Origin of the sequence: Meiothermus sp. CFH 77666 (assembly GCF_017497985.1) — a bacterium.
Classification (GTDB): Bacteria; Deinococcota; Deinococci; order Deinococcales; family Thermaceae; genus Meiothermus.
This window is the reverse complement of record NZ_JAGDFV010000034.1, coordinates 1-26,787: the sequence shown is the minus strand read 5'-3', so window position 1 is coordinate 26,787 and position 26,787 is coordinate 1. Positions and strand designations below refer to the sequence as shown.

23 protein-coding genes, 2 tRNA genes and 2 pseudogenes are annotated in these 26,787 nt (G+C 61.6%); 13 read left to right on the top strand and 14 right to left on the bottom strand.

The window, feature by feature from the left end; translation table 11 throughout:
* A pseudogene (locus tag J3L12_RS14465) lies at positions 1 to 313 on the bottom strand (hypothetical protein); the annotation flags it as partial.
* 291 nt (positions 314 to 604) lie between these two features.
* Between J3L12_RS14465 and J3L12_RS14460 the strand changes: the two are divergent.
* On the top strand, positions 605 to 1,060 hold the full coding sequence (locus J3L12_RS14460) for an isoprenylcysteine carboxylmethyltransferase family protein (protein ID WP_208015763.1): 456 nt from the start codon (positions 605 to 607) through the stop codon (positions 1,058 to 1,060).
* On the opposite strand, the gene J3L12_RS14455 is transcribed toward J3L12_RS14460, so the two are convergent.
* From J3L12_RS14455 to J3L12_RS14440, 4 genes are all read right to left on the bottom strand, one after another.
* Complete coding sequence (locus tag J3L12_RS14455; RefSeq protein WP_208015762.1) at positions 1,057 to 1,719, bottom strand: HAD-IA family hydrolase; 663 nt, start codon at positions 1,717 to 1,719, stop codon at positions 1,057 to 1,059. The genes J3L12_RS14460 and J3L12_RS14455 overlap by 4 nt on opposite strands.
* Complete coding sequence (locus J3L12_RS14450; RefSeq protein WP_208015761.1) at positions 1,694 to 2,770, bottom strand: MFS transporter; 1,077 nt, start codon at positions 2,768 to 2,770, stop codon at positions 1,694 to 1,696. The genes J3L12_RS14455 and J3L12_RS14450 overlap by 26 nt, the downstream gene beginning before the upstream one ends.
* Positions 2,771 to 2,901: 131 nt before the next feature.
* Positions 2,902 to 2,976, bottom strand: a tRNA-Glu gene (locus J3L12_RS14445).
* Positions 2,977 to 3,028: 52 nt separating this feature from the next.
* Positions 3,029 to 3,102: transfer RNA gene (locus J3L12_RS14440), tRNA-Gln, on the bottom strand.
* Positions 3,103 to 3,230: 128 nt separating this feature from the next.
* Between J3L12_RS14440 and J3L12_RS14435 the strand changes: the two genes are divergently transcribed.
* The 10 genes from J3L12_RS14435 to J3L12_RS14390 all read left to right on the top strand — a co-directional run bounded on the left by J3L12_RS14435 (position 3,231) and on the right by J3L12_RS14390 (position 12,874).
* On the top strand, positions 3,231 to 3,866 hold the full coding sequence (locus J3L12_RS14435; protein ID WP_208015760.1) for a hypothetical protein: 636 nt from the start codon (positions 3,231 to 3,233) through the stop codon (positions 3,864 to 3,866).
* Between the two features lie 12 nt (positions 3,867 to 3,878).
* The gene (locus J3L12_RS14430; RefSeq protein WP_208015759.1) at positions 3,879 to 5,786 is read left to right on the top strand and encodes a hypothetical protein; all 1,908 of its coding nucleotides are present in this window, start codon (positions 3,879 to 3,881) and stop codon (positions 5,784 to 5,786) included.
* A 253-nt stretch (positions 5,787 to 6,039) separates the two neighbouring features.
* A complete protein-coding gene (locus J3L12_RS14425) occupies positions 6,040 to 6,801 on the top strand; it encodes a sugar phosphate isomerase/epimerase family protein (protein ID WP_208015758.1) in 762 nt (253 codons plus the stop codon).
* 285 nt (positions 6,802 to 7,086) lie between these two features.
* On the top strand, positions 7,087 to 7,842 hold the full coding sequence (locus J3L12_RS14420; RefSeq protein ID WP_208015757.1) for a cytochrome c: 756 nt from the start codon (positions 7,087 to 7,089) through the stop codon (positions 7,840 to 7,842).
* Positions 7,843 to 7,856: 14 nt separating this feature from the next.
* On the top strand, positions 7,857 to 8,348 hold the full coding sequence (locus J3L12_RS14415) for a cytochrome C (RefSeq protein WP_208015756.1): 492 nt from the start codon (positions 7,857 to 7,859) through the stop codon (positions 8,346 to 8,348).
* A 27-nt stretch (positions 8,349 to 8,375) separates the two neighbouring features.
* A complete protein-coding gene (locus J3L12_RS14410) occupies positions 8,376 to 9,020 on the top strand; it encodes a ubiquinol-cytochrome c reductase iron-sulfur subunit (protein ID WP_208015755.1) in 645 nt (214 codons plus the stop codon).
* 9 nt (positions 9,021 to 9,029) lie between these two features.
* On the top strand, positions 9,030 to 10,319 hold the full coding sequence (locus J3L12_RS14405; RefSeq protein ID WP_208015754.1) for a cytochrome bc complex cytochrome b subunit: 1,290 nt from the start codon (positions 9,030 to 9,032) through the stop codon (positions 10,317 to 10,319).
* A 221-nt stretch (positions 10,320 to 10,540) separates the two neighbouring features.
* Positions 10,541 to 11,068, top strand: coding sequence for a hypothetical protein (locus J3L12_RS14400; RefSeq protein WP_208015753.1), 528 nt, complete (start codon positions 10,541 to 10,543; stop codon positions 11,066 to 11,068).
* A gap of 495 nt (positions 11,069 to 11,563) precedes the next feature.
* Positions 11,564 to 12,106: an FAD-dependent oxidoreductase gene (locus J3L12_RS14395; protein ID WP_208015752.1), complete on the top strand. Its 543-nt coding sequence runs from the start codon at positions 11,564 to 11,566 to the stop codon at positions 12,104 to 12,106.
* A gap of 6 nt (positions 12,107 to 12,112) precedes the next feature.
* A complete protein-coding gene (locus J3L12_RS14390) occupies positions 12,113 to 12,874 on the top strand; it encodes an NAD(P)/FAD-dependent oxidoreductase (protein WP_347708909.1) in 762 nt (253 codons plus the stop codon).
* Between the two features lie 144 nt (positions 12,875 to 13,018).
* Here J3L12_RS14390 and J3L12_RS16805 read toward each other — a convergent pair.
* The 6 genes and pseudogenes from J3L12_RS16805 to J3L12_RS14360 form a co-directional block, all read right to left on the bottom strand.
* A pseudogene (locus J3L12_RS16805) lies at positions 13,019 to 13,216 on the bottom strand (type II toxin-antitoxin system prevent-host-death family antitoxin); the annotation flags it as partial.
* 388 nt (positions 13,217 to 13,604) lie between these two features.
* On the bottom strand, positions 13,605 to 17,114 hold the full coding sequence (locus J3L12_RS14380) for an AAA family ATPase (RefSeq protein ID WP_208015750.1): 3,510 nt from the start codon (positions 17,112 to 17,114) through the stop codon (positions 13,605 to 13,607).
* A gap of 54 nt (positions 17,115 to 17,168) precedes the next feature.
* Positions 17,169 to 17,951: an ABC-2 family transporter protein gene (locus J3L12_RS14375; protein WP_208015749.1), complete on the bottom strand. Its 783-nt coding sequence runs from the start codon at positions 17,949 to 17,951 to the stop codon at positions 17,169 to 17,171.
* A 265-nt stretch (positions 17,952 to 18,216) separates the two neighbouring features.
* A complete protein-coding gene (locus J3L12_RS14370; protein ID WP_208015748.1) occupies positions 18,217 to 18,639 on the bottom strand; it encodes a type II toxin-antitoxin system VapC family toxin in 423 nt (140 codons plus the stop codon).
* Complete coding sequence (locus J3L12_RS14365; protein ID WP_208015747.1) at positions 18,636 to 18,884, bottom strand: type II toxin-antitoxin system PrlF family antitoxin; 249 nt, start codon at positions 18,882 to 18,884, stop codon at positions 18,636 to 18,638. Before J3L12_RS14365 ends, J3L12_RS14370 begins: the two co-directional genes overlap by 4 nt.
* A 187-nt stretch (positions 18,885 to 19,071) precedes the next feature.
* The gene (locus tag J3L12_RS14360) at positions 19,072 to 19,506 is read right to left on the bottom strand and encodes a universal stress protein (RefSeq protein WP_208015746.1); all 435 of its coding nucleotides are present in this window, start codon (positions 19,504 to 19,506) and stop codon (positions 19,072 to 19,074) included.
* A gap of 249 nt (positions 19,507 to 19,755) precedes the next feature.
* Here J3L12_RS14360 and J3L12_RS14355 point away from each other — a divergent pair, with 249 nt between their 5' ends.
* Both J3L12_RS14355 and rlmB read left to right on the top strand, forming a co-directional pair.
* Complete coding sequence (locus tag J3L12_RS14355; RefSeq protein WP_208015745.1) at positions 19,756 to 20,868, top strand: PilT/PilU family type 4a pilus ATPase; 1,113 nt, start codon at positions 19,756 to 19,758, stop codon at positions 20,866 to 20,868.
* Positions 20,869 to 21,037: 169 nt separating this feature from the next.
* Positions 21,038 to 21,748 carry a 23S rRNA (guanosine(2251)-2'-O)-methyltransferase RlmB gene (gene rlmB, locus J3L12_RS14350; RefSeq protein WP_208015744.1) on the top strand — a complete coding sequence of 237 codons (711 nt, stop codon included), beginning with the start codon at positions 21,038 to 21,040 and terminating at the stop codon, positions 21,746 to 21,748.
* Positions 21,749 to 21,890: 142 nt separating this feature from the next.
* On the opposite strand, the gene mltG is transcribed toward rlmB, so the two are convergent.
* The 3 genes from mltG to alaS all read right to left on the bottom strand — a co-directional run bounded on the left by mltG (position 21,891) and on the right by alaS (position 26,231).
* Complete coding sequence (mltG, locus tag J3L12_RS14345) at positions 21,891 to 22,967, bottom strand: endolytic transglycosylase MltG (protein WP_208015743.1); 1,077 nt, start codon at positions 22,965 to 22,967, stop codon at positions 21,891 to 21,893.
* Positions 22,968 to 22,991: 24 nt separating this feature from the next.
* On the bottom strand, positions 22,992 to 23,396 hold the full coding sequence (gene ruvX, locus J3L12_RS14340; RefSeq protein WP_208015742.1) for a Holliday junction resolvase RuvX: 405 nt from the start codon (positions 23,394 to 23,396) through the stop codon (positions 22,992 to 22,994).
* Positions 23,397 to 23,579: 183 nt separating this feature from the next.
* Entirely contained in the window at positions 23,580 to 26,231 is a 2,652-nt protein-coding gene (gene alaS / locus J3L12_RS14335; RefSeq protein ID WP_208015741.1) for an alanine--tRNA ligase, read from the bottom strand.
* Between the last annotated feature and the right edge of the window lie 556 nt (positions 26,232 to 26,787).

The window sequence follows — 26,787 nt, the reverse complement described above, 5'->3', positions numbered from 1 at the left end:
AGAACAAGCTGGGTTCGGCCAGAAAATGTACGACCAAAGCTTGGTACTGGAGTAGTCGTCGCTGCAAACGGGTGCGTTCAGGTAGATGGGGGAAGCAGTCACCCAGGTTGGCGACCAGCCACAGGTAAAACCGACGGAACGAACCGCCTTTGAGGCTGAACATCAGCCCGATGGTGACCAACTCACTAAGGCTGAGCTTGGCTTGTTGATGTTCATGCTGTTTTGCCTTCGAACGCAGGGCATCGTCTACCCCAACGTACAGCACCAAAGCAACGTCTTCCAGCGATAGAATGCATCTCGGGTCTGGCCGCATACACCAGACCCTATTCCTTTCTCCCGCTACTTTTCAACTAGCACCAGTGATTAATTATGCCGCACTTGCGGTATAACAATCCCAATAAGCGATTTATGCCGCAAGTTCATACATCTCCCGAGATAGATAGCCCTCATCCAGAATTCCTCCTATTCATAACTTGATTTGGCACTGGTAACCATCCAGGGTTTGTCTTTCGGCCCAGGGTCACTGGTGTTGGCCACTTTGGGTATGGATTTTATCCCATTTCTCCAATCCCCACATACACCACAACCCCTGTATCCTATCCCCATGCGCTTCGGCGAGCGGGGCGAGTGGTATGTAGTGGGGCAGTTTGGCCTGCTGGGCCTGCTGGGGCTGGCCTTGTGGCTCACGCCTTCTTTTAGCCCGCCCTGGCTTATCGGATGGGGGCGGGGGCTGGCCTGGGTGGGCCTGGGCATTCTGCTGCTGGCGGCCTGGCAACTGGGGCGCAACCTGACCGCGCTGCCCAAGCCGCGCTCGGGGGGGTATCTGGTGCGGGAGGGGCTCTACCGCGTGGTGCGGCACCCCATCTACTGCGGGGTGCTGCTGTGGGCCATCGGGAGCAGTCTGGCGCACCTTAACCTCTGGACGGTGGGGTTGAGCGCGCTCTTGTTTGGGTTGCTGGACTGGAAAGCGGCGCTCGAGGAGCGCTTTTTGGAGCAACTCTACCCCGAGTACCAGGGCTACAAGCGCCGGGTCAAAAAGCTGATTCCCTGGGTTTATTAGGGTGCGGTGGGGTCGTGGCTTTGCAGCCAGTCCCACAGGTGCCAGTCGGTAAAGTCGGCAATGCACAGGAAAGCCCCGGCCTGCTCCAGGGCTTCGGGCCGGTGTCCGGTGGTAAGGGCCACGGTGCGGAGGCCGGCCCCCACAGCAGCCCGCACACCCGAGGGGGAGTCCTCGAAGGCCAGTGCGGCGTCCGGGCCTATGCCCAGTTGCTCCAGCGCCGTGCGGTAGGGCAGCGGGTCGGGTTTGCCGGCGGGAAGTTCTTCGGAGAGTACAACGGCATCGAACTTTAGACCGAGCCGCTCGAGCATGAAGAGGGCATTCACCCTGGGCGCGTTGCTCACCAGCGCCCGCCGCAGACCCCGGCTCTGCGCCCAGTTCCACAGCTCGCCAAGCCCCGGCAGCGGTCCAACCCCGGCGGCCAGCTCGCGGAAACGGGCCTCTTTTTGCGCCAGGAAAGCCTCGCCCTCGGCCTCGGAAAGCTGAGGGAGCAAGCGCCGCACAATCTCGGGGTTCAGGCCGCCGCTAATCTGGGTCTGGTAGTAGGCGTGGTCACCCTTAATACCGTGTTGCGCCAGACCCTCGAGCCAGGCCTGCTCGTGCAGGCGGTCGGTGTCGGCCAGGGTGCCGTCCAGGTCAAATAGAAGGGCTTTGAGCTTCACCTTTACTCCTGAGCAGGTGGGTCATGGCGGCCATCCAGCCCGCTACCAGGAGCATACCCAGGGCCAGGGCCTCCTTGGGCACCAGGGCAAAGGCCGCCGGAATCAGGTTACCGCCCACCGCTGCGGCGTAGAACAGGAAGGCCAGCCCAGCGTAGCCGATGTGCCGCTCGGTGAAGGCGTAGAGGGTGGGAAAAGTGGGGGCCACCAGGAACCCCACCAGGGGGAAGAGCCAGGCCAGGGGCGGCACAAAATAGCACAGCGCCACCACCAGCGCCCCCAGGTGCAGCCCGGCCAGCCGGACCAGCGGACGGGCCGCAATGAAGTCGGCCAGCAGCCAGCGCCCCAGCGTGAGCCCCACCCAGTACAGCGAGAGCAAGAGCCCTACCAGCCGGGGGTCGTAGCCCAGGTGGCGCAGATACAGGCCGGAGAAGCTCGAGACCACCAGCTCCACCGCCACATACGACACCACCGCCAAGAGCACAAAGGGGAGCAGTCTGGAAGGCTGTTTTGTTTCTGCGCTACGCATTCGCGCAGGTGGGGCGGGCGCCTTCCACAGAAGTAGAGCCCCCACCAGGGCCACGGCGGCCAGCACCCCATAACCCGCGCGCCAGGGCAGCCAGACCATCAGCAAGGGCGCCAGCACCGCCCCCACCCCAAAAGCCGCATTGATGCGGTTGAGCATGGCCATCTGGCCCTGGGGATACAGCTCGAGCGGCAGGGCGTTGCAGTGGAAATTGACCACCGCAACCCCCAGCCCCAAGCACAACGCCGCCAGGAAAACCCCGCCCACCTGAGGCGTAAGTGCAATCAGCAACAACCCCAGCCCCTCCGCTACCAGGGCCAGCGGAAGCCAGGGGTGGCGCACGCGCATCCGGCTGCTCAGGAAAATACCCAGCAAAGCGCCTACAAAAAAAAGGTTGAAATACCAGGCCAGCTCGCGGCTCACCCCGAACTCGGCCTGCCACTGGGGAATAACCGCCCCCACTGCCGCCCCAATGGCTCCGGTCATGAAAAGGCCCAGTGCACTCCCCAGGGTAAGACGCGAACGCATCGATTGATGTGCTGGCTGGCTCATAAAGCGGTTCTCTCTATCGTTATCCGCTATCCGCTATTGGCTATTGGCTATCGGCCATAGACCGTGAATCACCAAAACCAAAACCCCCGGCCCAGACCGGGGGCAGCTGGTGACCCCAAGGGGATTCGAACCCCTGCCGCCGCCTTGAAAGGGCGGTGACCTAACCGCTAGTCGATGGGGCCGGGTTGGGTTTACCTTGAAAAACTACCAAGAGGCAGATCTTCAAGATAAATCTGGCTGGGGCACGTGGATTCGAACCACGATTGACGGAGCCAGAATCCGTAGTCCTGCCGTTAGACGATGCCCCAAAGAACGGAGCCTGTTCGAGCAGGCAACGGGTATGGTACAAGATGACCCTGGTTTTGACAAGAGCTTCACTATAATCTTCCTCAGGCCAGACCTGGTTCGGCCCCCAAACCCCCCCTGGAGGGCACTTTTGAACGATATCGAACGAAAAATTATCGAGGCCCTGTCGCATATGGTCTCGCCGGTGGCTGCCCACAACCTGCTACAACGAACCCTGCGGGGACAGTCGCCGGATTTGCTGGGGCCCCGCAACTGGGTAGAGCTCATCGAGGGGCCTTTGCAGCGTGAGCTGACGGGCATTCTGCCGGTGAGCGGCCTGCTACCCGAACTGCAAAAGCTGGTACGGCAACTCAAAACCGAAATCCCCCGCGACGAGGCCCCGCGCGACCCCACCCGGCCCACCCTCGAGACCACCGACCTCACCGAGTACGTGGATCTCGAGCGCACGCAAGACCGAGAAGCCCTGGTGCAGGAACTGGCCCGGGGGGAGGGGGTTTTAGCCGTGGTGCTGGATTCGGTTCACGGGCGGGAAACCCGGCTGGGAGCCTACACCGACAGCCTGGTGAGCTTGCTCAGTACGGTGCATCGGTTACTTGAACGTAAAGGGAGTTACCGGGTGTTTTACACTGTGTTCAGGGAAGCGCAGCTGATTCTTCGCCCGCTAGACCATGGCTACCTGGCTGTGCTCACGCACAACGAGACCAATCTGGGGCAACTGCTATACCGAATGGGTAAGATTGAAGCCATCCAGGTGGTGGAGCGTTAGGAGGTTATGACGATGAAGCGTTGGTTTGCCGTTATCGCTCTGTGGAGCGTGGCCTGGGCCGCCCCGGCCATCACCTTGTACGACCAGCTCGCACCCACGCTGGATCAGGTACGTTCGCTACAAAATAGCAACCCCGCGCGGGCCCTGGAGCTCCTGACTAAGGCCGAGGACGACTTCCGCAAGGGGGCCGGCGATCTGGCCCCGGTGCTGCGCGATGGGGTGCAGCAGTCGCTGGCCGATGCCCGCCAGGCCCTGGCCCGCCGCAGCAACACCGACCTCGAAGCACGTATCCAGATTATCAAGGCCATCCTGGGTAAGGCCCTCTACGACAACTATTTCAGCGCCCTCGCAGCCGGCAACAGCGCCGACGCCAGCCGCCTATTGCCCAAGGTGCTCTCGGCCAGCGGGCTGCCCAGCAGCCTGCAGGCCCAGGCCCAGACCCTTGCCGCCGCCAACAACCTCGATGGCCTGCGTCGCCTGTTCGAGCGCACCTACGCCCAGGGCATTACCAACGCGCTCCAGCGGGCCCAGGCCCAGACCAGCGCCGTACAGGCTTACCTCGAGGCCACCCGGGCCTATGCCCTTTATCTGATTGTGCAGGACTCCCCCCGCGCCCGGGGCCTTACCGCCAAGGGGTTTGTGGATGCCCTGGGTAAGCTTTCCAGCGGCAATCTGAACGGCTTCAAAACCGATGTGCAGGGGTTGGTAGCCCAGGCCCAGAACTTCCTGAAAGCGGTCTCGACGCCGCAGAGCCAGCGGCGAAGTAACCCCCCCACTACCGCCCAAACCCCCCCTACTGCTGGGGGGGTTCGCCTACAGGCCCCCCGCACCCCGCCCGCCCCCAGGGAGGTGGCTCCGGTCAGGGCTGCCACCGTTCAACCCCCAGCCCGACCTGCCGCACGCCCAGCAAACCCCACCACACCCAAACCCGCCCCGGCCCCCCGCCCGGTGCAAAGTGCGGCTTCGGCGCCTATCCCCGACGTCTACCAGCAGCTGCTGGCCGATCTGCGCTTCCTCATTAAGGACAACCGCAAACTGGAGCGGGTGGCCGATAGCCTGTCGGGGGCAGGTATCTATAGCATTGACGACTGGAAGCGGGCCCTGCTCGAGGTGCGGGGGCGCTTGCTGGAGGCCCAGGCCCAGGCCGAGACCGGCCAGAGCGACGCGGCCCGCCGTACCCTGGCCCAGGTGAATGCCCGCTACAAAACCGCCGTGCAACCGCTGGTTGAGGCCTTGCGACCCGAACTGGCCCAGCGCACCAGCCGGGTGCTAGCCCAGGCTGAGAACGCAGTGGGCTTGCGCACCAGCGACTTTACAGTGCTTTCGGGGGAGTTGCTCGAGAACGGCCTGGCCCTGGAAGGGAAAAGCCTGGGCGGCTTTCACAGCGCGCAGGTCTGGCTGTTACAGACCATTCTGGGCATCCCCAGGGCGTTTTTATTCATCCTGATGGGTATGCTGGCCTTCTTCCCCCTCTACCTACTGACCCTCACCTTTGGGGGACGCAATATGTACTGGCGTTTCCTGGGGCTGGCGTTCTTCTTTCTGCTGCTCCCGGCCATGATGGAAGGGCTCTCCTACATCGGCTCGATTCTGTCCGACTCGCGCTACGGGAGGCTGCCTTTCCTGAGCTTCCTGACCAACCTCTCCATCCAGCAGAACCTGTTGGCCCAGTTGTTCTGGGGACTCACGGTGCTTCTGGTGATTATTTTCGCCACAATCGGCCTGCGCGGAATCGCGGCGCAGTTTGGACTGCTACAAAACCAGCGCACCCCCCTGCGGCGGGGCCGCAATGCCACCATACCCCAGTCTACCGCCACCACCGCAGCGGGGGTCGCGGGCATGGGTGCGGCCGGTGCCAGCGCCAAGCCCAACCCGGGCCTGACCAGCGAGACCATTGTGGAGTGGGACGAGGAGTTCTGAAGTACCTGCACAGCGAACTCCGATACTGCGCTTCTCACCCTTGCAATGCCCTTTGCGTCCACACGCTGCAGAAGAAACCCACCAGCTACTTGCCACCACCCACTTCCACCTTGTGGAACGCCGAAAGTTGGGTATGAGGCCAGGGTGGTATCAGCGCCTTACGGCTTCTGCGAGGGCGCGACAAAAGCCTGGGGCGACCTCCGCGTAACGCTGGCCACCCAAAGCCCGAGGGGTATAATCCACAGACTGTCTTATGAGAATGGGTTTCAGCCCCTTCACTGCTGGCCTCAGCTACAGGGACTCCTTTGACCTGGCAGCCGAACTGGGCCTGTTTTTGGAAATCACCTACGACCAGCACGAGATGGACCCGCGGCTACCGGGGGCGCGGGAGCTGGCGGCAATGGGCCAGGCTGCCGGGGTTGGGTTTACCCTGCACCTGCCTTTTGTGGACTGGAACCTTGCTTCACTGGTGCCTGAGGTGCAGCGCCTCTCGCTCGAGCGCACCCAGCAGGCCATTGCTTTTGGAGCCGAGATTGGGGCCTTTTGCGGGGTGCTCCACACCGGCCTGGTGCCCTTGCGGCTACCGGAGGCCATCACCCATGCCCATCACCGCCTCCACCAGGCACTGGCGGGCCTCGAGCTGGCCATACCGGTCGCGCTGGAAAACCTGGGCCTGAGCAGAACCGATTTACTGGAAACACCCGCCGAACTGGTAGGGCTGCTGGAAGCCCACCCACAGTATGGCTTCTGCCTGGACGTGGGGCACGCCCTCATTCAGCGCGGCTCCGGCGGGCCGCAGGAATACCACCGCCTGCTCAAGAATCGCCTCATTCACTTTCACCTGCACGACAATCAGGGCAGCCGGGACGAACACCTGCCCTGTGGGTCTGGGGTTGTGGACTGGGCCTGGGTGCGGGAGGTGCTGAGCGGGTTTACCGGAACGGTGGCCCTCGAGGTAACGGGTGGCGCAGAGGGTGTGCGCCGGAGTGTGGCCCTGTTGCGGGGAAATGCGTAAGGCCAAAATAAAAAAGCCGCAGGCCGAGCACTCGAATAAGCCCAAGGCTCATTGTCCTGGCCGACAGCAAAATACCTCATCTGATAGCAGCCCTTGTTTTCCAATAATCAGTTTTTATTGCTAAACTATTTACTAAATTTTATTGTTATCATCAAGTGCAGGGACATTTGCCCCTGTTAACCGTTCGTACTATTTCTCACAAGGGGATTAATCCCCTCTTTTTCTGGTAGTCTTGGGAGCAGCGTCCAGACCCCCCAAATAGGTCTGGCGAGGAGGAAACGAGCAATGCCAATTGAGCGCATCGAAGTCTATCTGGATGGTGGCACCGAGCCCGTGCAGGTGCTCACCCAACCCCCTTTCAAAGTAACCTACGACACCCGCTCGTTGAGCGATGGGGAGCACCTACTGCGGGTGGTCACCCACTACACCAACGGCGCCAGGGAAGTAAAAGAAGTGCCCTTCAAGGTGGCCAATACCCCGGGGGTGCTGCTGGAGGGCCTCGAGGAAGGCAAGGAGGTCTCGGGCACCCTGGACGTGACGCTGCGGGTCGCCGACCCCGAAATCAAGCCTGTGCGGGAGCGTTTCCCTGGGTTGGGAGCGGCCATCGCTACGGCAGCCATTCTGGGTGGGGTCTGGCTGTTCTTTGCCGCCACGGGCGTCACCAACAAGACCCTCGAGGAAGTGGCCAAACCCCCTGCCGCTGCACAGACAGGTGGGCATGGTGGCGATCACGGCGGTACAGCCGCTCCGGTAGACGAGGCCCTCAAGGCCAAGGGCGAGCAGGTTTATAGCGGCAGTTGCGCGGGCTGTCACCAGGCCAACGGCAAGGGCATGCCGGGAGTCTTCCCCGCCCTGGATGGCAGTAAGAACGTGGCCGACAAGGCCTACACCATCAACATCCTGCTCAAGGGTAAGGGTGGGATGCCCGCTTTCGCCCAACTCTCCGATGAAGAGCTGGCCGCCGTTGCCACCTACATTAAAAATAGCTGGAGCAACAAGTTCGGCGGGGTGACGCCCGATGAGTTCAAAGCGGCCCGCTAAATCCTGGAGGGGACATGTATCGGAATGACACCGTAGTGCCCTACTTTGCCCTGGTTTTTTCGGCGGCCCTGTTCCTAATGGCTTACCTGAACAACCAGATGCGGGTCGCTCACGAAGCCGGGGTAGTGCCCCATCTTACCGTGGGCAACATCGGGCTGATTGCCTTTGCCATAGTGCTCTTCACCTACGGCTTCATCGGACTGATGAGCAACTGGCTCGAGGGCTCCGAGCTACGCCCTGGCAAGCACGAACCCGAGCCCAGCAGCCTGCCCATGGTGGCGGGCGTAGTGCTCTCCATCCTGCTGGTAGTACTCTCGGGTTTCTTTGTGCGAACCCTGGTCTTTGCCAACAACCCCGAAATTGGCTACTACAACGCCTCTACCCTGCAAGCAGGGGTTTTTGGCGCAATGATGCTCATTCTGGCGCTCTTGATTGCCATCTACAAAAAATTCTTTATGCAGGAGGAAGTCCTGGCCGAGGACGAGAAGGGCGACTTCCCCTGGTAACGCGGTTCACCCCTTAGGAGCTAAACCATGGCAGAACACGAAGCCACCGCTCATCACCACGAGCATCACCCCGAAGACCCACAGGCCCACGCCACACGGCGGGCTGTACTCCAGGCAGCCATTGGAGTCGGTGCCGGTGCAGCCGTACTCTCGACCCTGTGGGTGGGTGCGGGCCTGCTTCCCCGCGAGGAAAAAATACCCAGCAAGGAGCCTGTGGCGGCTGGGGATACCCTGGTGTTTGCAACCGGCCCCAAGGCCGAACAGGAAATCACCCTGGACGATCTGAAAGCCGCCCAGGCCGAGCGAATCCCGTTCATCATTGCCTTCCCCAAAAGCCCGGAAAATGTGGTCAAAAAAGACCTGATCACCAATACCATCATGGTCATCTTGGCCGACCCGGCCAAGATGAGCCCCGAAACCAAGCAGCACGCTTCACCCGAGGGGGTACTGGCCTACTCGGCAGTGTGCAAACACCTGGGCTGTACCGTCAGTCAGTGGCAAAACGATACCTGGCTGTGCCCCTGTCACGGCGGTAAGTACGACATCTACAACCAGGCCAAGGTGGTGGGCGGCCCTGTACCCGCGCCCGTTCCCCAACTGCCCATTAGGGTCGAAGGGGGCAAGGTGGTGGTGGCGGGTGAATTTCTGGGCAAGCCAGGGGCCGATGTCTAGGGAGGAAGCATGTATCAGTGGCTAGATGATCGCTTGGCTATTGGAAAGCTCTATGCCAAAGCTTTCCGCAAGGCCTTCCCGGTGCATCACTCGTTTTTTTTGGGCGAGATCACCCTCTTTTCCTTTGTCACCCTGGTGCTGACCGGCATTTTCCTGACCCTCAACTACGAGCCCTCCATCCGCCCGGTCTCGGGCTCGCTCTCAGGCGGACAGGAAGTACCGGCGGCTTACTACTCTATTCTTTACATTGACTCACTGCCGTTTGGTGCGGTGTTGCGCTCGCTGCACCACTGGGCGGCCCACATCATGATTGCCGCGGCTTTCTTACACATGCTGCGCATCCACCTGACCGGGGCCTACAAGAACCCGCGTGAGCTGAACTGGATTATTGGGGTGTTCCTGCTGGTGCTGGCTATTATCACGGCTTTCACCGGCTATGCCCTGCCCTTCGACAACTACGCCCTCACCGCCACCAAAATCGGCTACGAGATTGGGGCAGCCGCCCCCTGGGTGGGTAAGCTTTTGTCGGATATTCTCTTCGCAGGCGAGCTCTCGCCCACCAACGCCCAGACCATTCCCCGGCTCTTCCCCATTCACGTGCTGTGGCTGCCTCTGGCCCTGATTGGGCTGATCGGCGCCCACCTGGCCATCATGATCAAGCAGAAGCACACCCAGCCCAGGTACGCCGAAAAGGTCGCGCCGGGCAAGATTGTGGGCGTGCCGCTCTTCCCCCAGCAGGCAGCGATGATGGGGATTCTATTCCTGGTCTACATTGCAGTCACCACCTTTATCGCCGGGGCGTTCCTGGCCCATCCGGTGCAGGCCTTTGGCCCCCCCACCGCCAACACCCCGCCGGTCAAGCCCGACTGGTACTTCATGTGGATTTACGGAATCCTGCAAATCATTCCCGCCAACTGGCGCTTTGAGTTCCTGGGCGCTACCTTTGGCCCGCAGTTCTGGGGAGGCATCCTGGTACCCACCATCATCATTCTGGGAGCGTTGGCGATTCCCTTCCTGGACTACTCGAAAGACAAGCAGCGCTACCTCGAGCTCCCCAGCCAACACCCCTTCCGCACCAGCTTTGTGATTGGGATGCTGATGTTCTACATCATGAGCACCCTGGCCGGGTACAAGGTAGACCTAGGCCTTTCCAACACCCTGCTGTGGGTGCTGGTCTTCATCGTACCCATCATTACCGGGGTGGTTACCTATATCATTCTGAAAGCGGTCTACGGCAAGGATTGGAACCAGGAGGTCGAGGTAAAGCTCATCGGTAAAGGCTCTGCTGCCAATGATTGATGGACTCCGCCCGTGACTAAAGTGCCCCCGCTTTGGGGGTGCTTTTTTTTGGTCAGGGCTATCGCTATATGCTGATATCAGACTCGGTTGGAGCATCGCTGAGCGGTGTCGAATCAGCTTGAACAAAGGGAGGTGTATCCCGCACGACAAAACCATCGCGCTGGACATTGATGTAGCTGCTCTCACTATCTCAAAAAATGAAAGCGGTCTAGCCTTAAGAGGTGACCCATCAGAGCATTTCCCTGCGGGGCCCTACGCTAAAGGCTGTCGAACAACTTGTGGATCGTTCAGAGGTTCGGGCTATCGGCAATACCGTGATCGTGTACCCCAGGATTGAGCTATCACTGGAACATCTTTACGCTCAGGAAGAACGTTTTGGAGCCCTCACCGCCGAGCTCTCGCAGAAACTGGACTGCACCGCGCTGGGCGTAGTGAACCTGGAGGATGCCGTTCTGCTTTTCTGGGTTTACCACGAAGGAAAGCCCATCTTTCAGTACGACTCCAATCCAATGTATCTGAGCTGTCCGGTCTGTTCGTACAGCAGCGAAACCGTTTCGGCTGAGCATGGCAACGTAGAGCAGCTTTGCAACTTACTGGACGTTCCCCAAAACAGCAAAGCCCTCAAGTCCTGGCTGGTACGCAGAAAGGGTCTGGGCTTTCTGAGTGAAAGCAAACGGTTGGAGAAAATTCTGGCGCTGTTGGGCTTGCCGCTCCCAATCTCACCTGTTGCTGCATACAAACCGCAGTAAAAGGCTGGCTTGTGCATGGCTAGTCATGAAACCTGGCAGACCCGCTCGGGTTGTCTGCCTCACCCCCATCTGTTCTGGACGCCGCAGCCCGGCTACCGCTCGTAGCTGGTTTCATTTTGCATAAGTATTCACTTGTGAAAAAAAGCGATATATTGTTTCAGACTGGTTTCTGCGCCTGATTCTCATCGAAAAAAATGCGTTTTTTGGGGGCAATTGTGGGTAATCCTTCATCCCAAACAGAATCTCTCAGCTAGACTGAAACTACCCCGCAAGGGGAATTCAGGCCCACAAGGAGGTAGACCGACAAAATACTGGCAGCCTTGCCATCACAAGGCATACATAGCGCGCCGCAAGGCGTAACAGGCAATACGACGAACTCCCGCCCGGCGGTATGCCACCGCTTGGTGGAGCGACTAAGTCGGCAGGGTGATGCCCGAGCATCCAGAACAATTCTCGGGAGAAAGGTCAGAAGAAGTGTAGAAAAAAGGTGTTCCCATGAAAACGCTCGTCATAGGCGCTGGCGTTGCCGGTCTGGCAGCAGCCCAAGACCTACAAAAAGCGAACCATCAGGTTGTAGTTCTAGAAGCCCAACACCGCGTCGGCGGACGCATCCATACCGATAGAAGCTTTGCCGCTGTACCCATCGAACTTGGCGCCGAGTTCATCCACAGCAGCCAGGTTCCCACCTACCCCCTCCCCGCACAGTTTGGCCTGCGTACCTTCCACTTCAACCAGCAGGAAGACACCCTGGTGCGCCTGCCGGATGGCCGCTTGTGTACCATTGCCGAGGTGGGCTGCCAGCAAAAGGGGTATAACAACATCCGGCTGGTGGACTGGCCCGAGGCCCAGGGCGAGGAGTCGCTGGCCGAGTACCTGGAGCGCAACCAGCTTACCGGCCCGAAAGTACCCTACAAGCTGCAAGAATACATCTCCGACTTCGACAACCCCAGGCGCTTGAGCGCCCAGGCCGCGCTCGAGTTCCTGTACGACAAATCGGCGGAAGAGGGCGATTATCGCATCCTCGACGGCTACGATTGACTAGCGATAAAGCTAGCCACCGGGCTGGATATAAGGCTCGGGGCCGTGGTGGAGACTATTGCGTGGGGGCCCTTTGGCGTAAAGGCCACCACCACCGACGGACGGGTCTTCCAGGCCGACCAGGCCGTGATTACCTTACCCTTAGGGGTACTGAAGGCAGGCCGGGTGCGCTTCGTGCCCGATCTGCCCGAAGATAAGCAATGCGCTCTGGAGCAGCTCGGCATCACCGATGCGGTCAAGCTCTTCTTTCACTTCGAGGAGCCCATTTTCCCTGAAGGCATCGTGGAGCTTTATGTGCCCGGCGCTAACCCCGACGAGTGGTGGAGCAGTACCCGGGGGCACGGGGTAGAGGCCGAGATCCTCACGGCCCTGGCTACCGGCGACAAGGCCCGTGAGCTTTTGGCGCTGCCCGAAGCACAAGCCCTGCGAAACGCCCTGGAAACCCTGCGGCAGGCGCTAGGCCGCCCCGGGCTGACCCCCAGCAAGGCCCGCCTGGCCCACTGGCGCGACGACCCCTTCACCCTGGGAGCCTACAGCAAAGCCAGTGTGGGGGCCTCCAAGGCTCGAAGCGTGCTGGCCCAGCCGGTAGGCCAGCGCTTGTTCTTTGCCGGAGAGCACACCGCCTCCAACGCCTGGGCCGCCACCGTACATGGGGCCTATGCCAGTGGGCGGCGGGCCGCCCGGGAAATTCTGGCCCTCAAACCCCAGTCCAGGGTGCGCCCACCCCTTCACAGCCGGGAAACACCGGTGCTGTTGCCCAGCCCGTAGAAGCGAGTGCTTATCGGGGTCAGTACCGTGACGAAGCCACTCTGATAGCTCTTCTTCACTCAAGGGCTTCAAGGATTCTTCCATCTCGGCATCGCTCAGCTTGTGGGGATGAAGTTCCATTGGGCGCTGACCCTCGATGGGCACCAGCCGGAGCAGGGGTTTGCCATGCTTGGAGATAATCACCTCCTCGCCCTGCAGGGCTCTTTCGACCAACTGGGAAAACCGGGTCTTGGCTTCGTGGATGTTGATCTTCACGTTTCCTCCAGATCTAGTGGTCTGGTAACAAAGAATTTGGGATGCCTTCAATGAACCCAACTTCTGCACTTGACTGCATGTTGTCATTCCGAGGCGCACACAGTGCAACGAGGAATCTCGTGCTGCACGGGTATTGTGAAAACTGTGGATTGAGGTGCATCAGATTCCTCACTTCGCTTCGCTACGTTCGGAATGACACAGAAATTTACTTACCAGACCACTAGTCCACGTCAGCAAAAATGGACTAGCTTTCCAAGTGGGGTGTGCGAGTCATCCAAAGTAGAAAGCGTCGAGAATATCCGGGCTTACGTAGCCCACTGGGCAACTGAAAACAATGCAGGCTACAACACGCAAACATAGTCTCCTGGATACCTGTCTTTTTGGAGATATTTGTAAATCGGCTCAAAAGCTCCCCATCCCCTCAACTCACAGATTTAGACGTTATGAATGCCTCAACTTTTCAGAAGGGATGTTCTTATTGAACGCCGTACCACCGCTCGAGCCCCTCCTGTAGCTCCGGATATCCCTCGAGGCTTTGCCTCAACCGCTCGAGCTCCGCCTGCAATAGCTGCGCGGTCTCGGAGGCTTTTTCCGTCTGCTGGGTGTGCTGGTAGGCTTGAATCAGAACCCGGTACAGATCCAGCGCCTCTACCCGCGCCACGCCGGGGTCGGCCAGCAGATGGGCGGCACGGGAGAGGCTTTCGTGCAGGGGCTGTCCCAGGGCCAGCCGGGCCTCGAGTTCCACCGCCAGCAGGCGCACGCCGAAAGCGGGTAGGGCATCGCGCTTTGCTACTGCCGAAAGTGCCAGTTCGGGCCGTCCCAGCCGGAGCCAGGCCCAGCCCAGCAGCCAGGCAATGCGGTTCTGGTCGTTGTGGTCTGCCAGCTTGCGGTTCATCCAGGGCTCCAGGCGGCGCTGAGCGGCATCGGCGCGCCCCTCCAGCAGCACGCAGCGGGCAAGCTGGGCCTCGAGCCAGGGCATCAGCTCGCCCTGGTTGGCGGCCTCGATCTGGATACGGGCTTGCTCGAGCAGGGGCCGGGCGGCTTCGGGATTGCCCAGATCCAGGTAGTACTCTGCCAGGGCCAGGCGGCGGCGGGCCAGCAGGGGGGCCATCCCAAAGCGTTCGGCGATCTCCAGGGCTGCCCGGATGCTGTCCAGGGCTTTGCCCAGTTCACCGGTGGCCCGGTAGACCACCCCCAGGTTGTTGAGGAAAATGCCTTCTAGCCGGGGGTCTTGTGGCTCGCGGGCCAGGCTCAGGCCGCGCTCCAGATTTGGCAGGGCCGCCGCTAGCTGGCCGGACTCGAACTGGAACTTGAACAGGTTGAGCAGAATATTGCGTTCCAGAACCCTTTCCTTCAACTCCTGGGCCTCGGCGCGGGCCTGCTCGAGGGCTAGAATGGCCCCGGCGGTATTGCCCCTCAATCCCATCATCAGCCCCTGGCGTGAGCGGGCCTCCACCTGCCCCACCTGGTAACCCGCCTGCCGGTAGTGCTCCAGCGCAGCGTGGGTATGCCGCTCGGCTTTGTCCAGATCCCCGCGCTGCAGAGCGCAGTTGCACAGCGCTATGTGGAGCTTGCCGCGCTGCGCCAGCGCCGACGGGTCGGCTTGCGGGGGAAGGGGAGCGCCCAGGGCGGCCTCGAGGCGGGGCTCGGCCTCGACTAGTCGGCCCTGGGCGATCAGGGCCAGCCCGGCCAGGTGCTGGGCCCCGGTATGGAGAGGCTCCGACAGGTGAGGTTGCTCCAACACCCCCTCGGCCTCCGCTAAAGCCTCCCGGTAGCGTCCACAGAGCAGGTGATGCTCGGCCCAGCCCAGCCGGGCCTCGGCCTGCAAGGGGGCCTCTCCTAGTTCGTCGGCCAGGTGCTGCATGGCCTCAAGGGCCTCGGCCCAGGGGGTGCGCTCGTCCAGGGTTTGCCAGAGCCGGGCCCGTTCGCGCTGAACCTCGAAGGCCACCCGGCCCTCTGCCCCGTCGGACAGGGCTTTCTGGTACTGTTCCAGGGCCTCGGCGTGGGCATAGACCCGCACCGCTGCCTCGGCGGCCCGGATGCGCCAGGGGATGGCCTCTCTGGGCTTTCCGCCCTCTTCCCAGTGCTCGGCAATGCGGGCCGGGCTGCCGCCCTGCCGCTCCAGGCTCTGGGCCAGTTTGCGGTGCAGGAGCTGCCGGCGCTCTGGGCTCAGGCCCTCCCGAACCGAGCGCCGCAGCAGGTCGTGGCTGAAGGCGTAGCCCGGGCCCCAGGGGCGTAAGAGGTCGGCGGCCAGGGCCTGCTCGAGGGCCTCCAGGCTTTCCCACTCCGACAGGGCGGTGGCCCCCCCTAGCGCCTCCAGCTCGAAGCCATCGCCAGCCAGGCTGGCAGCCTCCAGGAGCCGCCGGGGTGCGGGCCCCAGGCGCTCCAGGCGGCGCCACACCACCTCGCGCACCGAGGCTGGCAGGGGTAGCTCGCGGTAGTCGGTGGTCTCGTGGTCGTAGGGGGTGCGCCAGCCCTCCGGGCCCGTTTGCAACGCCCCCGACTCAAAGAGCGACTTGAGGGTCTCGAGCACAAACAGCGGGTTGCCCCCGGTGGCCCCGTACAGGCGCTGGGTGAAGCGGATGGCCCCCGAGGCGCCCGAAAGGGCCCGCACCAGCCGCAGGAGGTCGGTCTCGGAGAGCGGCTTCAGTTCAATCAGAAGGGCCTGGCCCTGAAGGGCCTGTTGCCGGATGGTCTCCTGAACCAGGGGGTTCAGCTCTTCCGGGCGGAAGGCCACCAGCGGGCGCAGCACCCCTTCGGGCAGCAGCCGGGACATGGCGTAGGTGGCCATCTCATTGCTGGCGGCATCCTGCACGAACTGCAAGTCGTCGGTGACGATGCTTCTCACCCCCTGCTGCCCCAGGGCCCGGATCACCTCGGTAATGGCTTCTAGCAGCCGCAGCTTGCCCTCTGCGGTGGTGATGGGCGGCGGCGGCTCGTCCGAGAGCTCGGGCACCAATCGGGCCAGCTCCCGCCGTGCCCAGGGCGGGAGCGGCAGGTTCGGAAACTGGGCCAGCGACTGCCGGATGGCCCGGCTGTAAAAGGCATAGGGGATGCCGCTATCAGAGGGCTGGGCCTGCAACAGAAAAAAGGGGCCTTTGTGCTGGGCAAACTCGAGCAGCAACCGGCTTTTCCCCACCCCCGGCGGCCCCGCCAGGTAGATGGCCTGCCGGGCCTCCCAGGCCGCTTCCATGCGGGCCCACTCGCGCTCGCGCCCGATCAAGGGGGGGTGGAGTGCGACACCTTGCGGGGCTGGAGTTGGCGGGGAGGCTGGCGGGGTGGCCAGGGCGCCTTGCTCAATCTGCCGGGCCAGCGCCAGGGTCTCGGGTAGCGGCTCCAGGCGCAGTTCTTTGCGGAGCAGCTCCTGGAGCCGGGCAAAGCGGGCCAGGGCAGCCTCCCGTTCGCCCAGGAGGGCGTGGAGCCGCATGGCCTCGCGGTGGTGCAGCTCTTGCAGTTCGTCTTCGCGCAGGAGCGCCAGCCGCGCCGAGAGGGCGCCCTGCAGGTCGTGGGCGGCCTCGAGGCGTTCGGCTTGCCTTTGCAAGGCCTCGCGCCACAGGCGGGCCAGTTCCTCGCGCCGGGCCTCGAGCCACTCGGTAAAACCCTCTGCGCCCGTGAGTTCCAGCCCCAGGAGCAACGGCCCCCGGTAAAGGGCCAGGGCGGGCTCGAGGGCCCCTTCCTTCAGGTGGGTTTGGAACTCTGCTACGTCGGTCAGGATAGGCCCCAGTTGCAGCAGGTCGCGGTCGGTTTGCAGCAGGGTTGCAATAGGCGTGTGCCGTAGCCGGTTGAGTTCACGCCGCAGGTTGCCCCGCGCGGTGGCCTCGTCCTGCTCGCTCCAGAACAGCCCGGCCAGCCTGCTCCGGGGGGCGGGGCCTTCCAGGGCCAAGTAGGCCAGCAGCCCCAACAGCTTGCGGGTGGGCAGGGTCAGCGGCCTTCCCGCCTGCTCTACCGCAGGTGCTCCCAAGAGGCGCAGACGAAGCGAGGACATGACTTGTTCCCAAGCGTAGCGTATGCACCGATATTAAGCTGTGACCCGAGACGCTCAAGCCCCCATGCCGGAGAACTGCTCGAGCCCCTTGCGCCAGAGCCAGCGGTTGATTGACCAGAACACCGCAAACCACACCCCCAGCACCAAAAACCCCTGGGTCACACTGCCCGTTACCGGCAGCCCGGCAAAGAGCGAGGCCGGAAAGTAGACCAGGTAGGGAAAGGGTGTGAGGAGCGCAATGTTGCGAACCGCTTCGGGGAAAACCGACAGGGGCGCAATCAGGCCCGAAAGAAAAAGATAGGCCATAAACCACAGCTCCTCCACGGCGGCCCCGCGCTCCGTCCAGAAGCACAGCATGGCGAAGGTGTACTGCATCAGGAAGCGCAACAGAAAAGCGGCCACCGAGGCCACCAGCCCCAACGCCACACCTTCCACCTCGGGCACGAAGCGGGCCTGCGGATAGACCAGCAGAAAAACCGCCACAATGACAAGCCCAAAGGGCAGCCGGGTCAGGCGCTCGGCCACGTGCTGCATCAGGTGGTCCCAGCCGGGATCAATGGGCTTCAGCAGCTTGAACGAGAGCCGCCCCTGCACCACGTCGTCCTGAAACTCCCAGATCACCCAGACGATGGTGAGCTGGCGCACCAGAAACACGCACAGAAAGTAGCGGGCGAACTCCTCTGCCGAAAGCGCGAAACTCCCCCCATCAGCGGCCTGGGTCCAGACCCCCATCAAGATCAGGGGCAGCATGGCCGCGAGCGACCAGAGCAGCACCTCGGCGCGGTATTCCAGAAAGTAGGCATACCAGACCGACAGGAGGGCACGCAGTTTGCGCATCACTAAAACAGTCTACCGTGCGGAGCTTTTGATTTCCGGTTTGGATTTTCTTGGTGACGGGGAAAACCACTGCGTAGCAGAGCGCCCTCCACATGTGTAGAGCCATTCGGCTGTGAGAAAGCTTTGTCCTGGACTGCACAATGGCCCTGGATGGGTGGCCACATCCCACATCTGTGATGGACACGATAAAGCTGGCATATGCAGGGCACTTGTGGTAACCGTTCTCACGTGACCCTATGCGCCAGGAACCACACCATGTCTTCGCTTACCGCACCACCTCCAGCCGCAGTCTTTTGTAGATGGTTTTATACCAGCCATCGGTACTGAGCAAACGGTCGGCCTGGTGCAGGGCGTGCGCTCCAATCACAAAGTCGGCCAGAATACGGCGGGGTGCCTGGGTGGTCTGCTTGCGACGACGATGGGCGTAATCCGCGAAGGCTTCACCGGCCTCTAGCCAGCTTGTTTCGGTGATGTTCCAATCTACCCGAATCCCCACATCGTCAAGGAATTCTTCTACCCACAGGCGGGTTTTCCCCGGCGCAGCCAGCAACTCAGCATAGACCATAGGTGTAATGATCAAAGAACCTGCTGCTGCAGCGGCCTCCAGGGCGCGTTCAGCTTTTTGATTGAAGGGATGATCGGGCAACCACAGCCCAATCAGGATGTTGGTGTCCAGGGCAGTAATCATTCCTTGCGCCCGCGCAGGGCTTTGAGCCACTCATCAGCTTGTTGCTGGGTCTTGAGGTGGCCCACCCCCACCCCCCGGTATTTGGCAAAACGTCCCTCGCGACCCTCCGGGCGCATGCGTACATTCCCGCTGTCGTCGACCTCGAACAAAACTCGATCACCCTCTTTTAGCGCCAGCAACCTGCGAATGGCGATGGGCAGGGTGATTTGCCCCTTGCTTGTGATTTTGCTAGTTTGCCGCATCATACACCAATGGTACAGTTGTCCTTACTTTTTATCAATCGTTTCCTTACCGAAAAATGCGCTCCAAAGCGAGCCTTCATATGGGCCAGACTGCACTAGCCATGCTTTCCTGGGGTGGTTTGAACGCAGAGACTAGGGGAAAGCAACCCCTGACCAGCCCCAAACTGATGATGCCTCACCAATAAGCGTATCACTTACTGCGCAGCACCAGCACCGGCTTGTCCGAACGGTGCAACACCGCCTCCGTTACCGAGCCCAGCATGAAGCGATCCAGCCCACTGCGTCCGTGGGTGCCCATCACGATCAGGTCGTGGTTCTTGGCTTCGGCCAGGATGGCGTCTACCGGCCTGGCCTCGACCAGCTTGGTCTCGGCGGCTACCCCGGCGGCCTGGGCCAGCTCGGCGGCTTTACTGAGGGCCTCGTTGCCTACCCGCTTGAGGTCTTCGATCAGCTCGAGGCCATAGGGCACGCTCTCGGGGCTGATCCACAGGCTCGAGCTGATGTTCTCCACCGCATATAAGAACGTCACGCTGGCTCCCATGCTCTTGGCAACCTCCAAACCTTCTGTAATGGCTCTCTGGCTGCAAGCACTACCATCAGTAGGCATCAGGATTTTTTTGTACATTACGCCCCCCTTGTCCTTCTGACTCTAATCTAGCCTCCGTCCATCAGGACGAAAGCCCCTGCGGAAGATTCCAGAATGTAACGCTCCTGCACTACCGCGTAACGCCCCCATTTTGGGCTAGAAACCCGATAAACACAAGAGAATCCCCCTTGCTGGCTGTCAAGCGCAAACAACCAAAATTAACGTAACAGCCAAATGTTCATGAAGCTCGGCCTACCTGATAAAGTCTTCTTACAATCGCAGTTACTTATGACTTTTCCCGAACTGCTCGCCAATCTAGTTACCCGAGGGGTTTCCGACATCCACATGCACGCGGGTTTGCCACTAATGGCTCGCCTGCACGGTAAACTTGGCCCCATCACCCAAAGCCCCCTCACGCCCCAGTACACCGCCGCGCTGGTGGATATGATGTGCAACGAGCGGCAAAAAGCCATTTTTGCTGAACGCAACCAGGTAGATCTGGCCTACTCGGTGCAGGGGGTGGCCCGTTTCCGCGTCAACCTGTTTCGGCAGCGCGGCTCGGTAAGCTGCGTGATGCGGGTGGTCAACTCCGACGAGAGCAAGCTCAAGATCGTCTCGCTGCCCCAGGAAACCATCAACTTCTTCCGCGATAAGGAAAAGGGCCTGGTACTGGTCACCGGCCCCACCGGCTCTGGCAAGTCCACCACCCTGGCCCGCATCCTCGATGAGATTAACCAGCACCACTCCAAAATGATCGTGACCCTGGAAGACCCCATCGAGTACCTGCACCGGAGCAAAAATTCCATCGTGGTACAGCGCGAGATCGGTCAGGATGCCCCCAGCTTCAAGGATGGGCTGGTAGCGGCCATGCGCCAGGATCCCGACGTAATCATGATTGGGGAGATTCGCGACCACGCCACCGCGGCGGCAGCCCTGGAAGCGGCCCAGACCGGCCACCTGGTCTTCTCTACGCTGCACACCCTGGATACCGTGCGGACCGTCAACCGCGTGCTTGACCTCTTCCCCCCGCACGAGCGGGAGGTGGCCCGCATCCTCTTTGCTGAGTCGCTAGTGGGCATTGTTTCCCAGCGCTTGCTGCCCGGCAAGCAAGGGGGGCGGGTGTGTGCGATGGAAATCCTTAAGGGCAATCTGCGCATTCGCGACCTGATCAAAGACCCTGATCGTACCAACGAAATCTACGAGGCTCTCAAGGATTCGTCGCTCGATGGGATGCAGACCTTCGACGACCACCTGGCTGAGCTCTACGCTCGCGACCAGATTGACCTGGAAACCGCCCTGGCCCACGCCACCAGCGCCCAGTACGTCAAGGTGAAAGCCCTGCAGATCAACGCCGCCCGCCAGACCCTGATTGACGAATCGGTCGTGCAGCATAGCAACTAGAGTGCTCTTCACCTGTTTTGAGCCATCCGACCTCGAGGAGGCTTTGTCCTGAACAGAACAGTGGCCGCCTTGATGAGCGACCACGCCTGTGAAGAGCACAATAGCCCGGCCCTTAAATCCCACCCCCACCCTTTGGGTGGGATTTTTATTTGTACCCTAGACTGACAGTATGCTGATCTACGGACGCAACCCGGTTTTGGAGGCTCTGCGCGAGGGCCAGGTGGAACAGGTCTGGGTGGCCAGGGGCGTGGAAAACTGGCTCTTGAAGGAACTCGAGAAGCTGGGAGCCCCCTACAGGCTGGTGCCCCGCATCGAGCTCGACCAGATGGTGCGAACCACCCAGCACCAGGGGCTGGTAGCCGAGATTGAAGAGGCCACCTATGCCGACCCGGAGGCCCCCTTTCGGCTGGCCCAGCAGCGTGGCGAGCAGGTCTTGCTGGTGGTGCTGGATGGCGTGACCGACCCGCGCAACTACGGGGCCCTGATCCGCAGCGCCTTTGCGCTGGGGGCGCATGGGGTCATCACCGAAGAGCGCCGCAGTGCGCCCTTGTCGGCGCTGGTGCTCAAAGCCTCGGCAGGCACTGCGCGCAAGATTCCTCTAGTGCAGGTCAAGAACCTTGCGCGGTATCTGGAGCAAATCAAGCAGCAGGGGGTCTGGGTCTACGGTACCAGTGGCAAAGCCAGCAAGACCATCGCCGAACTGGACTACCGTCGCCCCCTGGCGATTGTAATTGGCTCGGAAGGCGAGGGTATGCGCCGCCTGGTTACCGAGCACTGCGACGAGCTGGCCAAAATTCCCCTGGCCGAAGGGGCCGAAAGCCTGAATGCGGCGGTAGCCCTGGGGGTGGTGCTGTATCAGGTGCGACTGGGACGTGGGTAGGGCTTAAGCAAACACCCCAGGAATTGCGTCCACAGTTCAAGCTTGAGAGCCTGCGAGGCCAGAGGTTTTTGCAAACCGGCTATGTACTGCGGGCCATCAAGCACGGGTTATAGGCTATGAGCCATCGACCATCAGCAGCAAACTAGCGATAATACTTTGCCGTATCGCGCAGATGCCCCTGAAAGTCCACATTCAGGAACAAACGCCCCTGGGCGTGCAGGAAGTACAGGTATTTCTGGCCTTTTTCGTTGGTGCGGGTAGGGTTGAGTACGGCCCGCAGGGCTTCGGCGCCGGGGTTGCCAATGGCACCGGGGGGCAGGCCGCGCCGGGTGTAGCTGTTGTAGGGGGTGTCTTTTTCGAAGTCGCCCGCGCTGCGGTTGAGTTCGGGCAGGCGTTTGCCCAGGCCGTAGGCCACCGTGGGGTCGGCCTGGAGCGGCATCCCGATTTCCAGGCGGTTGAGGAAGATTCCGGCGATGACGGGCTTTTCGCTGCTGTTGGCGGCCTCAGCCTGCACGATGGAGGCCAGCGTAACCCAGTCGTGGATGCTGGAAAGCCCCAGCTGCTTCAGGCGGCTCTGGGCCGAAGGCGTGAACTCCTGCTCCATACGGCGGGTCATGGTGCGGATTACGTCTTCGGCGGTATAGTCGAGGGGAAACTCGTAGGTAGCGGGGAAGAGGTAGCCCTCGAGGGTAGGCCCCCGGGCCTCGGCAGGGCGTAGCTCGGGGGGTGGGTTGTTGACGAGTTCGAGGAACTTGGGGCCGTCCAGGTTGTTCTCACTCAGGCGCTGGGCCATGTCCACCGCTCGCCAGCCTTCGGGAAAGGTGATGCGTACCGTGAGGGGGCGCGACTCGTCGGTGATGGCCAGGGCGATGGCCCGCAGGCCCTTGCCCTCGAGCTTGTAGTAGCCAGGTTTGAGTTCTTTATCCTGCCCGGAAAAGCGCAGGTACAGGGTAAACAGGTAGCCCGAGCGCACCAGCCCGGCCTGCTCGAGCAAACGCCCCACCGCCGCAGCCCCGCTGCCCTTGGGAATGCGAATCTCGGCGATGGTGCCGGTAGGGCCCATCAGGTAGAGGGCGTAGCCCAACACCACCGCCACCAGCACAAACATGAACAGCACCCCCCGCAGAATCCAGCGGGTGGGCGACTTGCCCCGTTCCTGGGGGTCGTCGGGGGCCGTTGGGGGTGCCTCTGGAAGGGAGGGCTTGTGGGGCTCATCCATGCTAGATACTCCAGAATGCGCGGCTCAGACACGGGCCAAATAAGACTCGAGCAGCGCAATGGCTGCCGCCTCATCTAGCTTACCCTTCTCTTGCCGGATGCGCTTGGGGGCGTTCATCAGGCGGTGCTGCCCCAGCTTGGTGGTATAGCGCTCGTCCAGGAGCTCAACCTGTAGGCCCTGCTCACGCATGGCCTCGACCAGGGCCAGCACCCGTTCGGCCTGGGCACTCAGGCTGCCGTCGGTACGCAGAGGGAGCCCCACCACAAAGCGCTCGGCCCGCTCCTGTTCGGCCACGGCCGCCAGGGCTTTGAGGTCGGCCTCGAGGTTTTTACGAACCAGGTAGCCCCGGCCAAAGGCCCAAGGCGAACCCGTTTCGCCCACCGCCAGGCCAATTCGGGCCTCCCCCACATCCAGCGCGACTACTTTCATCCTGCTTATTATTCTGCCCAGGTGGCTGGAGTAAATGAGGGCATGCCGCCAATTTTTGCGGTTCAAACAAGATATTACAGCGCTCTTCACAGACGTGGCCGCCTGGATGGGCGGCCGCTGTTCTGTCCAGGACAAAGGATTTTGAATCCCGGACAGCTCGGTTTTTGTAAAGAGCGCTCTATCCTATCCCAGTGCTGCCTCGAGCGCCCCAAAGGCCTTGTCCAGGTCGAACCCCCCGCCCTGGGCCAGCGCCCCCTTGCCACCGCCGCGCCCCCCGGCGGCCTCCGAGAGCTTCTTCATCACCGCGCCCGCGTCCAGACCTTTGTCCTGGGCGGCCTTGCTCACCTTGATCACCAGGTTCTGACCCGAGCCCACCGCCACCAGGTCGGCTTGGTGCTTGTCCAGCAGTTCGTCGGCTGCGCCGCGCAGGGCCCCGGCCTCGATGCCCTCGAGTTTGACTGCCAGATAGGTGTAGCCGTTCGCCTCCTGCAGCCGGGCTCCCGCCGAGCCGCCCCCCAGCTGGGCTCGAGCCAGATCCAGCTTCAGCTTCTCAACTTCCTTTTCCCGCGCCTTGAGCTCGTCCTGTAGCTTACCTACCCGCTCCGGCAGGGTTTCGGGGGCTGTGCCCAGCTCGCGAGCCAGGCTATTCATTCGATCCAGCATCTCGCGCACATACTGGGTGGCTCCGGTGCCGGTCAGGGCCTCGATGCGCCGTACCCCCGCCGCCACCGACTCCTCGCCCACAATCACGAATGCGCCAATCTCGCCGGTGCGCCGCACATGACAGCCGCCGCAAAGCTCCTTGGAGGCCACTTTGTCCACCGTGCCCTCCACGCTCACCACCCGCACCACATCGCCGTACTTTTCGCCAAAGAGGGCCATGGCCCCTTCCTTGCGGGCTTCTTCCAGGGGCTTATAGGTGTAGCTGACCGGGAAATCGGCCTGAATCCAGCGGTTGACCAGCAGCTCAATCCGGGCCAGGTCTCTGGGCGCAATCGGCTCGAACTGGCTGAAGTCGAAGCGCAGCCGATCCGGCCCCACGTAGCTCCCTTTTTGCTGGACGTGCGTACCCAGCACGGCCCGCAGCGCCGCGTGCAGCAGGTGGGTGGCGGTATGGTTTTTCTCGGTGTCGCGGCGGTGGATGTCCACCAGGGCCCGCACCACCGTACCGGACTTGAGGGTGCCCTCTTCCACCCGCGCCAGGTGCAAGAAGATGCCATCGGGGTTTTTCTGAGTGGTAGAGACCCTGGCCCAGCCGCCTTCCCATTCCAGGATGCCGGTATCCCCCACCTGGCCGCCCCCTTCAGCGTAGAAGGGGGTTTTGTCCAGCACCACCTGCACCTCGGTTCCGGCGGGAGCTTCTTGCAGGGTCTGCTCGCCCACCAGCAGCAGCTTGACCTGGGCCTGGGCCTCGAGGTCTTCGTAGCCCACAAAGCTCGTGCCCCCGTAGTCGGCGGCCAGGGCGGCCAGGGCTTCGTTGGACTTCTTGAAAAGTTCCTTGTCGAAGGCCATGCGCTGGCGGGCCAGCTCCTGGGCTTCTTCCAGGGCTTTCTCGTAACCCTCGGTATCCACCTTGATGCCGCGCTCGTCGGCAATCTCCAGCGTGAGGTCGAGCGGGAAGCCGTAGGTGTCGTAGAGGGTGAAGGCATCCCTACCCGAGAGCGTATCGCCGGGCTTCAGGCCTGCCAGCATGCTGTCCAGGCGCTTGATGCCGCTCTCGAGCGTCCGCAAAAACTGCTCTTCTTCAATCTTGATCTGTTTCTGCACGCTTTCCAGGTTCTCTTTGAGCTCGGGGTAGACCCCGCCCATCACCTCGGCCACCACCTCGGCCAGCTTGTACATGAAGGGCTCGCGCAGGCCCAGCAGGTAGCCGAAGCGCACCGCCCGACGCAACAGGCGGCGCACCACGTAGCCGCGCCCGGTGTTGGAGAAGTGGGCCCCATCGGCCAGGATGAAGGCCACCGCGCGGGCGTGTTCGGAGATGACCCGGTGCGCCACCGAGCTGGGGCCCTCGTAGCTGACGCCGGTCAGCTCCACAATTTTGGCAATCAGGGGCTGGAACTCGTCGGTCTCGTAGAAATCGGTTACGCCCTGCAACACCATGGCTACCCGTGCCAGGCCCATCCCGGTGTCAATGTTGGGCTTGGGTAAGGGTTCCAGGATGCCGCCGTCCTTGCGGTCGTACTGCGGGAAAACCAGGTTCCAGATTTCCACAAAGCGGGTGCTCTCGCGGGTCTCGTAGTAGTCGGCCCAGGTATCGCTGCCAAACGCGGGCCCCCGGTCGTAGTAAATCTCACTGCACGGCCCGCAGGGGCCGTTGGGGCCTTTGGTGGGGGCGTTTTGTGGCCAGAAGTTCTCATCGGCATCGAAGCGGTGGATTTTTTCGGGGGGCACGCCCACCCGCGTCCAGTGCTCGAAGGCCTCGTCGTCGTCCTTGTAGATGGTGACATAGATGCGTTCGGGGTCCAGGCCCAGCCACTTTGGATCGGTCAGGAACTCCCAGGCCCACTCGATGGCCTCTTTTTTGAAGTAGTCGCCAAAGCTGAAGTTGCCCAGCATCTCGAACACGGTCTGGTGGCGGTTGGTGCGCCCCACATTCTCGATGTCGCCGGTGCGTACCGACTTCTGGCAGGTGGTCACCCGGTACCATTCCCCCTCGTGACCAGGAAAAACCGGTTTTTTGCCCAAAAAGTAGGGCTTGAGGGGGGTCATACCGGCGTTGATGAAGAGCAGGGTGGGGTCGTCCTGGGGTATCACGCTAAAGCTCGGCAGGCGCAGGTGCCCCTTGGACTCAAAGAACTGGAGAAATTTCTCGCGGATTTCGGCGGTTTTCATCAGAGCCTCTCAAACTAAACCAGCATAAAAAAAGATGCCCCGCCAAGCAAACCCTCGAGGCCCCTTCCCTGAGAAGGAAGCCGATTAAGAGGCCGCTGAAGCGGAGGCCCGCATGCGAACTTGAATATACAAAAGCGCTTATACCCCTGTAAAGCCAACGCTTCGCTTGACCAGAAGCGCAATCGTTTGGATTCGGGCTTTTGGAGCACTCTTCACAAAAATCGAGACATCCGAGAACAAGAATCTTTTGTCCTGGACTGGACACCGATCGCCGGGATGGGTGGCCAGGTCTGTGAAGAGCGCGATACTGTTGTTTGCTTTCCCTCTTCCTATGGGAGAGGGGGCGACACGCCCACGCCGGTTTGACCCCGTTTTCTATAGGGCAATCCGGTGTCGGACTCAGGCTTGAATATGATGAAGGCCTGGTCGCAGGCTTTTATCACAACCCTCGGATTAGCTTGAGTAGAGGATAGGGATTAGCCGAGAACTTTCTAACCGAGCGCAACACCGGCCACTTTTTGAGGTGCAAGAGGCTCAGGATTACATCTCGTAAGTA

Excerpts from the sequence above, each read along its gene's own strand:
- J3L12_RS14460 (WP_208015763.1), top strand. The coding sequence starts at position 605 with ATGCGCTTCGGCGAGCGGGGCGAGTGGTATGTAGTGGGGCAGTTTGGC.
- J3L12_RS14450 (WP_208015761.1), bottom strand. The coding sequence starts at position 2,770 with ATGCGTTCGCGTCTTACCCTGGGGAGTGCACTGGGCCTTTTCATGACC.
- J3L12_RS14430 (WP_208015759.1), top strand. The coding sequence starts at position 3,879 with ATGAAGCGTTGGTTTGCCGTTATCGCTCTGTGGAGCGTGGCCTGGGCC.
- J3L12_RS14425 (WP_208015758.1), top strand. The coding sequence starts at position 6,040 with ATGAGAATGGGTTTCAGCCCCTTCACTGCTGGCCTCAGCTACAGGGAC.
- J3L12_RS14420 (WP_208015757.1), top strand. The coding sequence starts at position 7,087 with ATGCCAATTGAGCGCATCGAAGTCTATCTGGATGGTGGCACCGAGCCC.
- J3L12_RS14415 (WP_208015756.1), top strand. The coding sequence starts at position 7,857 with ATGTATCGGAATGACACCGTAGTGCCCTACTTTGCCCTGGTTTTTTCG.
- J3L12_RS14410 (WP_208015755.1), top strand. The coding sequence starts at position 8,376 with ATGGCAGAACACGAAGCCACCGCTCATCACCACGAGCATCACCCCGAA.
- J3L12_RS14405 (WP_208015754.1), top strand. The coding sequence starts at position 9,030 with ATGTATCAGTGGCTAGATGATCGCTTGGCTATTGGAAAGCTCTATGCC.
- J3L12_RS14395 (WP_208015752.1), top strand. The coding sequence starts at position 11,564 with ATGAAAACGCTCGTCATAGGCGCTGGCGTTGCCGGTCTGGCAGCAGCC.
- J3L12_RS14380 (WP_208015750.1), bottom strand. The coding sequence starts at position 17,114 with ATGTCCTCGCTTCGTCTGCGCCTCTTGGGAGCACCTGCGGTAGAGCAG.
- J3L12_RS14375 (WP_208015749.1), bottom strand. The coding sequence starts at position 17,951 with ATGCGCAAACTGCGTGCCCTCCTGTCGGTCTGGTATGCCTACTTTCTG.
- J3L12_RS14370 (WP_208015748.1), bottom strand. The coding sequence starts at position 18,639 with ATGATTACTGCCCTGGACACCAACATCCTGATTGGGCTGTGGTTGCCC.
- J3L12_RS14365 (WP_208015747.1), bottom strand. The coding sequence starts at position 18,884 with ATGATGCGGCAAACTAGCAAAATCACAAGCAAGGGGCAAATCACCCTG.
- J3L12_RS14360 (WP_208015746.1), bottom strand. The coding sequence starts at position 19,506 with ATGTACAAAAAAATCCTGATGCCTACTGATGGTAGTGCTTGCAGCCAG.
- J3L12_RS14355 (WP_208015745.1), top strand. The coding sequence starts at position 19,756 with ATGACTTTTCCCGAACTGCTCGCCAATCTAGTTACCCGAGGGGTTTCC.
- rlmB (WP_208015744.1), top strand. The coding sequence starts at position 21,038 with ATGCTGATCTACGGACGCAACCCGGTTTTGGAGGCTCTGCGCGAGGGC.
- mltG (WP_208015743.1), bottom strand. The coding sequence starts at position 22,967 with ATGGATGAGCCCCACAAGCCCTCCCTTCCAGAGGCACCCCCAACGGCC.
- ruvX (WP_208015742.1), bottom strand. The coding sequence starts at position 23,396 with ATGAAAGTAGTCGCGCTGGATGTGGGGGAGGCCCGAATTGGCCTGGCG.
- alaS (WP_208015741.1), bottom strand. The coding sequence starts at position 26,231 with ATGAAAACCGCCGAAATCCGCGAGAAATTTCTCCAGTTCTTTGAGTCC.